The sequence below is a fragment of the Streptomyces sp. NPDC006798 genome (assembly GCF_040635975.1).
GTDB lineage: Bacteria > Actinomycetota > Actinomycetes > Streptomycetales > Streptomycetaceae > Streptomyces.
Genome location: NZ_JBEYIS010000049.1, coordinates 46,638 through 57,155, shown reverse-complemented (window position 1 = coordinate 57,155; position 10,518 = coordinate 46,638). Strand labels below are relative to the sequence as shown.

At 71.6% G+C, this 10,518-nt stretch carries 7 protein-coding genes and 1 pseudogene; 2 read left to right on the top strand and 6 right to left on the bottom strand.

Annotation, left to right across the window (positions count from 1 at the left end; all coding sequences use genetic code 11):
• Positions 1–101 (top strand): annotated as a pseudogene (locus tag ABZ714_RS27505) (Scr1 family TA system antitoxin-like transcriptional regulator); the annotation flags it as partial.
• Positions 102–678: 577 nt separating this feature from the next.
• Here the strand turns inward: ABZ714_RS27505 and ABZ714_RS27500 are convergent.
• From ABZ714_RS27500 to ABZ714_RS27490, 3 genes are all read right to left on the bottom strand, one after another.
• A complete protein-coding gene (locus ABZ714_RS27500) occupies positions 679–1,419 on the bottom strand; it encodes an SDR family oxidoreductase (RefSeq protein ID WP_358828032.1) in 741 nt (246 codons plus the stop codon).
• Between the two features lie 76 nt (positions 1,420–1,495).
• Positions 1,496–1,792: a hypothetical protein gene (locus ABZ714_RS27495; protein ID WP_358828031.1), complete on the bottom strand. Its 297-nt coding sequence runs from the start codon at positions 1,790–1,792 to the stop codon at positions 1,496–1,498.
• Entirely contained in the window at positions 1,789–2,727 is a 939-nt protein-coding gene (locus ABZ714_RS27490) for an SPFH domain-containing protein (RefSeq protein WP_358828030.1), read from the bottom strand. The genes ABZ714_RS27495 and ABZ714_RS27490 overlap by 4 nt, the downstream gene beginning before the upstream one ends.
• Positions 2,728–3,043: 316 nt before the next feature.
• On the opposite strand from ABZ714_RS27490, the gene ABZ714_RS27485 reads away from it, so the two are divergent.
• Positions 3,044–5,326: a transglycosylase domain-containing protein gene (locus ABZ714_RS27485; RefSeq protein WP_358828029.1), complete on the top strand. Its 2,283-nt coding sequence runs from the start codon at positions 3,044–3,046 to the stop codon at positions 5,324–5,326.
• Positions 5,327–5,555: 229 nt separating this feature from the next.
• On the opposite strand, the gene ABZ714_RS27480 is transcribed toward ABZ714_RS27485, so the two are convergent.
• From ABZ714_RS27480 to ABZ714_RS27470, 3 genes are all read right to left on the bottom strand, one after another.
• Complete coding sequence (locus ABZ714_RS27480) at positions 5,556–7,007, bottom strand: catalase (protein ID WP_358828028.1); 1,452 nt, start codon at positions 7,005–7,007, stop codon at positions 5,556–5,558.
• A 224-nt stretch (positions 7,008–7,231) separates the two neighbouring features.
• Positions 7,232–9,205 carry an ATP-binding SpoIIE family protein phosphatase gene (locus tag ABZ714_RS27475; RefSeq protein ID WP_358828027.1) on the bottom strand — a complete coding sequence of 658 codons (1,974 nt, stop codon included), beginning with the start codon at positions 9,203–9,205 and terminating at the stop codon, positions 7,232–7,234.
• Between the two features lie 564 nt (positions 9,206–9,769).
• On the bottom strand, positions 9,770–10,477 hold the full coding sequence (locus tag ABZ714_RS27470; RefSeq protein ID WP_358828026.1) for a DUF402 domain-containing protein: 708 nt from the start codon (positions 10,475–10,477) through the stop codon (positions 9,770–9,772).
• Between the last annotated feature and the right edge of the window lie 41 nt (positions 10,478–10,518).

Below are 10,518 nucleotides of genomic sequence, written 5' to 3'. Positions count from 1 at the left end.
CGCTGCGGATGGAGCGGCAGTCCCTGCTGCTCCAGCCCGACGCACCCAGACTGTGGGTGATCATGGACGAGACGGTGTTCCGCAGGCCCGTCGGCCGCCCGGCCCCCTCATGGGAACCGGGCGCGACCCCCTCCGGGCCCCCGTGCCTCCGCCGCTCCCCCTGCGGTACCCCGCCACGGAGACCCGGGTGGGCGACCCCCAGCGCCTTGGCCCTCCGAGCATCGCCCGGAACTACCCGGGTCTCGCCCGGCGGCCTGATGTCGTCGGCGGTCTGCGGACCGCCTGTGGCTGTTCGCGCAGTTCCCCGCGCCCCTAAATGCTCTCCCCGGCACCGGCCCTGAAAATAAGGCCCCCGCCTCTGCGTGAGGGCGATGAGGAGGGCAACCAGGGGCGCGGGGAACTGCGCGACAAGCCACATGCGGGCTGCGGACCGCGAACAAGCAGCGGTCGCCGGGCGAGACCCGGGTAGTTCGGGACGGCGCCCAGGAGGGCCAAGGCGCTGGGGGTCCCCCCATTGCCGAAGGCATAGGGGGCGGAACTGCGCGACCAGCCACGCACGGTCTGCGGGCCGCCGACGACATCAGGCCGCCGGGCCGACCCGGTCTTCAAGTGGGGGCGCGGCTTCGGCGGCGAGGGCGCCCGGGGCAAGGGGCATCGCGGGGTGATGCGGCGCTCCGGCTATGCCGTGAAGCCGCCGTCCACCGCGATCTGCGCGCCCGTCACATACGCCGCCTCCGGCCCCGCCAGGTGCGTCACCATCGCCGCGATCTCCTCCGGCCGCGCGTACCGGCCGACCGCCGTATAGCCGTGGATCGTCTTCGCGAGCGGACCGTCCTCGGGGTTCATGTCGGTGTCCGTCGCGCCGGGGTGGACGACGTTGACCGTGATGCCGCGGTCGCCCACTTCCCGCGCCAGCGCCTTCGTCATGCCGATCAGCGCGGCTTTGCTGGTGGAGTAGAGGGAGAAGCCGGGGAAGGGGATATAGCCCGCGACATTGCTGCCGATGCCGATGATCCGTCCGCCGTCGGACATATGCGGCAGTGCGGCCCTGGCCGCCAGCAGGGGAGCCCGGACGTTGACCTTCAGGGTGCGGTCGATCTGTTCCACGGTCAGCTCCTCCAGCGGCGCGACCGTGAATTCGGCGGCGTTGTTGACCAGGATGTCGAGCCGTCCGAAGGCCTTCGCGGCGCGGTCCACCGCCGCCCGGACCGCGTCGGGGTCGGCGCTGTCGGCCCGGACGGCGAGCGCCCGCCGCCCGGCGGCCTCGATCCGGGCCACGACGGCGGCGGCCCGTCCGGCGTCCCGTGCGTAGGTGATCGCGACATCGGCGCCCTGCTCGGCCAGCCGGACGGCGACGGCCGCGCCGATGCCCCGTCCGCCGCCCGTGACCAGTGCCGCTTTTCCATCGATTCGGTTCATGTGACCGATCCTGGCGAACCGGGGGTGCCGGTTCCGGCGGTAAACGGACGTCGCGTACGACACCCCGCCGGGAGCGTCAGCCCTGGTCGCCGGTCCCGTCGCCGGCCCCGCCGGCCCCGTCGCCGCCGGTGTCCGCGTCCGGCGCGGCCTTCGGCGGACGTCCCCGTCTGCGGATCGGGGCCGTATCGCCGGGCAGTCTGCCCTGCTCCGCCAGGGCCCGGCGGAGCAGGAACTCGATCTGCGCGTTGGCGCTCCGCAGTTCGTCGGAGGCCCAGCGGGCGAGTGCCTCGTACACCGCGGGGTCCAGCCGCAGCAGCACCTGCTTACGCGGCGGAGGGGGCGGCGGTGGTGGTGGCGCGGGCGGCGGTGTCACTGGTAGAGCGTGCCCGTGTTGATGACCGGCTGCGCCGAGCGGTCCCCGCAGAGCACCACCATCAGGTTGGAGACCATCGCCGCCTTCCGCTCCGGGTCGAGATCGACGACATCGTCCTCCGCCAGCCGGTGCAGCGCCGCCTCGACCATGCCGACCGCGCCGTCGACGATCTGCCGCCGGGCGGCCACGACCGCGCCCGCCTGCTGGCGCTGGAGCATCGCGGACGCGATCTCCGGGGCGTAGGCGAGATGGGTGAACCGGGATTCGATGATCCGGACCCCGGCGGCTTCGACCCGGGCGTGCAGTTCGAGGCCGAGCTTCTCGGTGATCTCCTCGGCGTTGCCGCGGAGGGAGAGCCCGTCCTCGTCATGGGCGTCGTACGGGTACTCGATGGCGATATGGCGGACGGCCGCCTCGGTCTGGGTGGAGACGAACTCCAGGAAGTCGTCCACCTCGAACATCGCCTGTGCGGTGTCCTCGACCCGCCAGACCACCACGGCGGCCAGTTCGATCGGATTGCCGTAGGCGTCGTTGACCTTGAGGACGGCGGTCTCGTGGTTGCGGACCCGGGTGGAGATCCGCTCGCGGGAGGTGAGCGGATTGACCCAGCGCAGTCCGTCGGTGCGGATCGTGCCCCGGTAGCGGCCGAAGAGCTGGACGACCCGGGCCTCACCGGGCGCCACCATGTTCAGCCCCGCCATGGCGACGGCGGCGGCGGTCGCCACCACGATGCCCAGGGGGATCAGGGTCGCCCGCGCGGCGACCGACTCCATCAGGGCCGCCGCGACCACCAGCAGGGCACCGGCCACGACTCCGGCCGTGCCCAGCAGCAGGGCGAGCCCGCCGGCGATGCTGCGGGCCGGGAACTCCCGTACCGCCGGTACGGACGGCTCCGGTCTGTCGTGCCGGTCCGTCGTCGCGATGTCGTGGGACATCGAACCCCCCTGTGTCACCCGGTGGCCGTCCGCCCTTCCGGCGGCGAACCACTGCTAGCAATGTGATTACACATTAATCCATCCGGCAACTATCCGCCTCTCTCGAACGTCGATCCTGTGCGTGGGGTGCTGATTCTCACGTCCGAAATGATCGGATCAGTCAGATTTTTTCGGGTCGAACGGTGTTAGTTTTCTGAGCCGCCTCCGGTCGAACGGTGGCGGGACCGGACCGGGCCACCCGGCCCCCTCCCGGCCCCCGGACCGCCGGGGACGGCGGAGAACTCCGGTGCGGAAGAGGAAGCGGAGCGGACGAGCCATGGGCCGAGCGGAGGAACGGCGGGCCCGCCAGCGCGGCACGCGCCGGGGCGGGAAGAGCGGGCGTACGGGCATACGCCGCCTCTTCACCTGGAAGAAGACGCTGGGCGCCTTCCTCGGTCTGGTCGTCCTCGGGATCGGCGCCTTCGCGGTGATCTATATGATCACCCCCGTCCCGGCCGCCAACGCGCAGGCCGAGATGGAGTCCAATGTCTACAAGTACAGCGACGGCACAGTCCTCGCCCGTACCGGTGAGATCAACCGCGAGATCATCGAGCTGGACCAGCTCCCGCAGGACGTCCGCTTCACCTTCGTCGCCGCCGAGAACAAGGGCTTCTACAAGGACAGCGGTATCGACTTCAAGGGCACCGCGCGCGGTGTGCTGAACACGATCTCCGGCAAGGGCAAGCAGGGTGGCTCGACCATCACCCAGCAGTACGTCAAGAACTACTACCTCAGCCAGGAGCAGACGGTCAGCCGGAAGCTCAAGGAGCTGGTGATCGCCCTCAAGGTCGACCGGGAGAAGTCCAAGGACGACATCCTCGCCGGGTACGTCAACACCAGCTACTTCGGGCGCGGCGCCTACGGCATCCAGGCCGCGGCGCAGGCGTACTACCGGGTCGACGCCTCGGAGCTGAACGTCTCCCAGGCCGCCTATCTCGCCGCCCTGCTCCAGGCCCCCAACCAGTACGACTGGGCGCTCGCCTCGGAGACCGGCAAGAAGCTCGCCACCGAACGGTGGGGGTACGTCCTCGACAACATGGTCGAGATGGGCAAGCTCGACAAGTCCGTCCGGGACGCCCAGAAGTTCCAGGTGCCCAAGGCCCCCAAGGCCGCCCCCGGGATGGAGGGCCAGACCGGCTATCTCGTCGAGGCGGCCAACGCCGAACTCGCCCGCCAGGGCGTCGACGAGGAGGACATCGAGGCCGGCGGCTGGACGATCACCCTCAACATCGACCGGGCCAAGCAGAAGGACCTGGAGGCCGCGGTCGAGAAGGAGCTGGAGTCCAAGCTGGACCGCGAGAAGAACAAGCGGGCCGCCACCGTGCAGGCCGGGGCCACCTCCGTCGACCCGAAGACCGGCAAGGTCGTCGCCCTCTACGGCGGTGTCGGGGCCACCGAGCACTGGCTCTCCAACGCCACCCGCCGCGACTACCAGCCCGCCTCCACCTTCAAGCCCCTCGTCCTCGCCGCCGCCCTGGAGAACGAGGCCACCACCCGCGCCGGTGAGCCCATCGGGCTGAACGCGATCTACGACGGCACCAGCAAGCGCCCCGTCGTCGGCAGTGACATCCCGTTCAACCCGCAGAACGAGGACAACCGGAACTGGGGCGAGCGGATCACCGTCCAGAAGGCCACCAACCACTCGGTGAACTCGGTCTACGCCCAGATGATCGTGGACGTCAGCCCGGCGAAGACCAAGGAGCTGGCCCTCGACCTCGGGATCCGCGACGGCGAGGACTTCCCCGTCGCGCCCGCCGTCTCCCTGGGCACCATGCTCGCCTCCACCTGGGACATGGCCGGGGCCTACGCCACCCTCGACAACCACGGTGTGAAGGTCACCCCCTCCATCGTCGCCTCCGCCGAGCACCGGGCCCGCAAGGCCGAGCTGAAGGACCCGATCGGCGACCGGGTGCTCTCGCGCGGCGCGGCCGACACGGTCACCGCCGCCATGGAGGGCGTCGTCCAGGACGGCTCGGGCCGCCGCGCCCAGGGCTCGTACGACGCGGCGGGCAAGACCGGCACCTCCGAGAACAACCGCTCGGCCTGGTTCGTCGGCTACACCCCGAACCTGGTGACCGCCGTCGGCCTGTTCGGCGAGCGGCCCGACGGCACCGGCCAGGAGACCCTGACCAATGCCATCAACCCCGGCCGCGCCAACGGCGGCGGCGTTCCGGCCAAGATCTGGAAGGCGTACACCGCCGAGGCGCTGAGCGCCGCAGAGGCCCGGGAGCGGTTCGACCTGGAGGTCGAGGACCCGGCGCGCGGCGAGCCCTCCCCGGCGCCCTCCGACAGCGGCGAGCCCTCCCCGAGGCCCAGCGCCGAGCGGTCGGCCGAGGAGCCGGCCCCGGCCCCGTCCCGTACGTCCGAGTCGCCGGCCGATCCGGGCCCCTCGCCGTCGCCGAGCACCCGGCCGACCACCCCGTCGCCGTCGCCGAGCGACATCCAGGGACCGGGCGAACCGGGCGGCCCCGGTGAACCCGGCGGCCCCGGCGGTCCGGGGGGACAGCCGCCCAACCCCGGTGAACCCGGCTCCCGCCCGATCAGACCGCCGAACTCCTGACCCGGCGGGTCGTACGACACGGTGCCCGCGGCCCTCTCGACGAGGACCGCGGGCACCGCTGTCGTATCGGGCGCCGAACCGGATACCAGTCGCGCATCGCACACACCGGACACCGCGGGCCCCGCCCTGCGGGCGGACGGCGCTGTTTTGACGACACGGCCCAGGACCCGGCGTCGTTTGCCGTACGAACGGGCGCACCCTCGCCGGGTGCGCCCGTTCGTACGACGGATCAGGCGTTGTTGACCGCCTCGGCGACCCGGTCGCCCAGCTTGGCGTCGACATTCCGCCAGTACTGGAAGGCCCGCTCCAGCACCGGCCGGGAGACGCCCTGGAGGAGATGCCCGGCGATGTTCGACACCAGCCGGTCCCGGGCCGCGTCGTCCAGCACGTCCCGGACCAGCGTGCCGGGCTGGCCCCAGTCGTCGTCGTCCCGGTGCGGGGAGTACGCCTCCCGGACCATCTCCCCGGCGCTCGCCCAGCCCGCGATCTCCCCGAACCGGTCGGTGTCCGCCGCGGGCCCGCCGTAGGAGTTGGGCGCGTACGGCCGGGCCGTCCGGGCGGGCTCGTACCGCATCGGGCCGTCCTTGGCGTACGAGTTGACCGCCGACCGCGCCCGGTTCGGCGGGAGCTGGGTGTAGTTGGGGCCGATCCGGTAGCGGTGGGTGTCCGGATAGGAGAACAACCGCCCGAGCAGCATCTTGTCCGGCGACGGACCGATCCCGGGGACCAGGTTCGACGGCTCGAACGCGGCCTGCTCGATATGGATGAAGTAGTCCTCCGGATTGCGGTCCAGCACCATCCGGCCGACCTCGATCAGCGGATAGTCGCCGTGCGGCCACACCTTCGTCAGATCGAAGGGGTTGAAGCGGTAGTCCGGCGCGTCGTCGAACGGCATGATCTGCATATGGAGCGTCCAGCTCGGGGCGTTCCCGGACTCGATCGACTCGTACAGATCCCGGCGGTGCCGGTCCGCGTCGTGTCCGGCCAGTTCGTCCGCCTCGGCCTGGGTGAGGAAATCCACCCCCTGGTCGGTCTTGAAGTGGTACTTCACCCAGAACCGTTCGCCACCGCCGTTGACCCACATATAGGTGTGGGAGCTGTAGCCGTTCATATGCCGGTACGACTTCGGTACGCCGCGGTCGCCCATCAGCCAGGTCACCTGGTGGGCCGATTCCGGTGAGAGGGTCCAGAAGTCCCACTGCATGTCGTTGTTGCGGAGTCCGGTCGCCGGATGGCGCTTCTGCGAGCGGATGAAGTCCTGGAACTTCTGCGCGTCCCGGACGAAGAAGACCGGCGTGTTGTTGCCGACCATGTCGTAGTTGCCGTGCTCGGTGTAGAACTTCAACGCGAAGCCGCGCGGGTCGCGCCAGGTGTCGGGCGACCCCAGCTCACCGGCGACGGTGGAGAACCGGGCCAGCATCTCGGTGCGCTTCCCGGGCTGGAAGAGGTCGGCCTTGGTGTACTGGCTGACGTCGTTCGTCACCTCGAAGAAGCCGTACGCGCCCGAGCCCTTGGCGTGCACCACCCGCTCGGGGACCCGTTCCCGGTTGAACTGGGCCATCTTCTCGATCAGATAGTGGTCCTGGAGCAGGACCGGGCCGTCGGGGCCGACGGAGAGGGAGTGCTCGTCGCTCTCCACCGGAATGCCGACGTTGTTGGTGGTGTAGGGGGTTTCGGTCACGAGCGTACTCCCGTCGGGAGGCATGGCTGGGTCGCTACGGCCGCCGTGTACCCCAGTACACGCCGCCGACACCATGTCGGCAACCGGTCGCCGCCCCGGTACCCCCGCCCGGGCGAACCCGGGCGGGAGCGTCACCCACCGTCACACATGCTCATGACCTGTCCGCCCGGACTCGGAGACCCGGCCCCGGAGACCGGTCCCCGGGCCCCTGACGGCCGGAGCCCTTACGACCGGGTCGGCAGCTCGAACCAGACCACCTTGCCGCTGGAGAGCCGGGTCGCTCCCCACCGCCTGGCCAGCCGGTTCACCAGGAACAGCCCGCGGCCGCCCTCGTCGGTGTCCCGCGCCTTGCGCTGCCTGGGCAGCTGCGGCGAGTCGTCGCCGACCTCGCAGCGCAGTACGTCGGTCCGCAGCAGCCGCAGGGTGACCGGGCGCTCCGCGTACCGGACCGCGTTGGTCACCACCTCACTGACCAGCAGCTCCACCGAGTCCGACAGCTCCTCCAGGCCCCAGCGGGTCAGCGCCCGCCGGGCCAGCCGGCGGGCCCGGCCCGGGGCGGCGTCCTCCGGTTCGAGGAACCAGTAGGCGACGTCACTGGGCGCGATCCCGTCGAAACGGGCCGCGAGCAGGGCGATGTCGTCGTCCCGGTCACCGGGGCCCAGCATGTCGAGGACGTCGTCGCAGAGCGCCTCCAGCGGCGGGGCGTGGTCCGAGCCGGTGAGCTGCGCGGTGGCGTGCAGCCGCTCCCGCAGCTGTTCGATCCCGGTCCAGACGTCCCGCAGCCGGGACTCCACCAGGCCGTCGGTGTAGAGCAGCAGGGTGGCCCCGGCCGGGGCGTCCAGCTCCACCGCCTCGAAGTCGACCCCGCCGACGCCGATCGGCGCGCCGGAGGGCACCCGGAGCACCTCGGCCCGGCCGCCCAGATGGAGCAGGATGGGCGGCGGGTGGCCCGCGTTGGCGATGGTGATCCGGTGCGAGACCGGGTCGTACACCGCGTACATGCAGGTGGCCATCCGGTCGGTACCGAGCCGCTGGGCCTGCTCGTCGAGATGGTGCAGGACCTCCTGCGGCGGCAGGTCCAGCCCGGCCAGCGTCTGGGCCGTGGTCCGCAGCTGGCCCATGATCGCGGCCGAGGTCATGGAGTGGCCCATGACGTCACCGACGACGAGCGCGACCCGGCTGCCGGGGAGCGGGATCGCGTCGTACCAGTCGCCGCCGACCCGGGCCGTCTCGGCCGCGGGCAGATAGCGCGAGGCCAGCTTGACCCCGGTCGGCTGCGGCAGGGAGTCCGGCAGCATGGTCCGCTGCAACTCGTCCGCGATATACGCCTCCCGGCCGTACAGCACCGCCTTGTCGATGCCCAGCGCCGTATGCGTGGCGAGCTGGGCGGCGACCAGCAGATCGTTGGTCTCGAAGGCGGGCCGGTCCGGACGGCGCAGGAAGACCGCGGCACCGATCACCCGGCGCCGCCCGCGCAGCGGGGCCAGGATCGCCCGGTGGCCGTTGGGCACCGTACGGTCCGCGCCCAGCAGTTCGGGCAGCGCGGCGCGGGCCGCCGCCGAGTCGCCGAAGACGGGCCGGACCCCGCGCAGCACCTCCGAGAGCGCGCCGCCGGAGCGGACCTCGCAGTGCTCGGCCGCGGGGGTGAGTTCGTTGTGCTGATCGATGACGGGCAGCAGGCCCGTACCACCGAAATCGGCACCGTCCTCAGCTAAACGCAGCCGGTCCGTGCGGCGGAGCCGGAGGACGAACGGGGAGACCGGGCGCTCGTCGCCGACCGGCAGCGGATCGCGCAGATAGACCAGGATCGCGTCGGAGAACGTCGGCACCGTGGCCCGGCAGAGGCCCAGCACGATCTCGTCCAGGTCTATACCGCGGGCGATCCGGCGGGTCGCCGCGCCCACGAAACGCAGCCGGTCGCCCTCGCGCCGGGCGGCTCCGGCCGGATCGGGCGTACCGGGGGGCACTCCGGGACCGCCGGGGCCACCGGGCGAGCCGGGTCCGCCCGGAGCGGTCGCCGGACCGCCGGGAGGATGCGGCACACCCCCGCCGACCGGGCCGTTCGGCGCCGGGACGGGTGAGGAGAGCGCGGCGGAGACCGCCGCGCCGCCGGCCGCCTCGGTGCGCGGCCGGGTGCGTTCCTGCGACCGGGCAGCCAGCGGCTGTCGGCCTTCATGGGAGGTGGGCTGCTCCGTCACGCGTGGGCTTCCGTCCATCTGGGCCGGGTGGGCGGTACATACGCCCCGGGGGGCCGTACGTCCGCTCCGCGGGCGACGCCGACGAGGTGCCAGACCTGCCGCACGGCTCCACCCCCTCGTAGTGACCTGTCTCGTGATGCGTGTGCTGAGTGTGCTGCGTGTGACGACATGGTGCTGCTGAACCGGCGGACGGCGCCCGCCGCGTCGGCCGGCCGCCGGCCTGCCGATGACTCACGGTCAGGTCCTGCGCTGAGCTCCATGGTTACCGAACAGTCCCCGAACGGCGAGCCTTGTGGACGACGATCCTACGTTTGCCCCCTGGGGGTGCATCAAGAGTCTCACGACGTCCTTCACGCCGGAGTACGTTCTCGGACCGGAGTCGGACAGATTGAGGACGCGATCTCGGTCACATCTGGGCAAGAAGTCGCACATCTGCTCCGTCGCGGCGGTTTTTGTCCCTCTTTCGGTACGGGCTCCGCCCCGCGCGCCGCTTTGACGGGAGCGCCGGTCATGGTCTCCGGTGCTCGGAGGTCTCCCGGGCGCGCGGGCCGTGGGGTGCCGCGCTCAGAGGGCCGCGCGCGCGGGCGTGCGCCCCCAGCTCGCGGGCAGCCCCGGCACCTCCCACGAAGGGTCGGGCCGCCAGTGTTCCCAGCCGTCCGAGAAGGGCGCCTCCCAGGCGCTCAGCGCGGCCACCGCGGCCCGGCCCGCCCGGCGCACCCGATCGGCCTTCTCCGCCCCCATCAGCCCCGCGCGCTGGGCCTCGGCGAACTCGTCCTCGTCCCGCCAGAGCCAACTACGGTCCGGGAATACCGAGATGTCCAGAAAGTGATCCTCGGAATCGATTCCCTCACTCCACCGGGTACGCGGCTCCTCCAGATTGACGTACCAGCTCCGGAAGACCCAGTCCTCGTCCCAGAACAGCCAGACCGACCAGGGATCACCGGGCCGGGCCAGTTTCAGCACCCCGGCGCCCCGCCAGCGGTCCCGTACGGCGGTACGCGGCGCGGTGTAGCGGGTGGCCAGCGGCTGCTCGTGCAGCGGGGAGCCGTCCGCGACCAGCGCCGGACGCACGCACTCGGTATCCGGCGCCAGCCAGACCGCCAGCAGGTCGGGGGAGTCCCGGACGACGGTCACCGGACGGCAGATCGCGAACCCGGGATCACCGTCGGGTCTGCCCGGTCCGCCGTGATCCCGGTACCGCCAGAGGATGTGCTCCCCCGCCCGCCACCGCCGCGCCGGTTCTGCCTCCGTCTGCTGCTCGATGCCACTCATGACGGGATTTTAGTGTTCGCGGCAGCGCGTTCCGCCGCCTT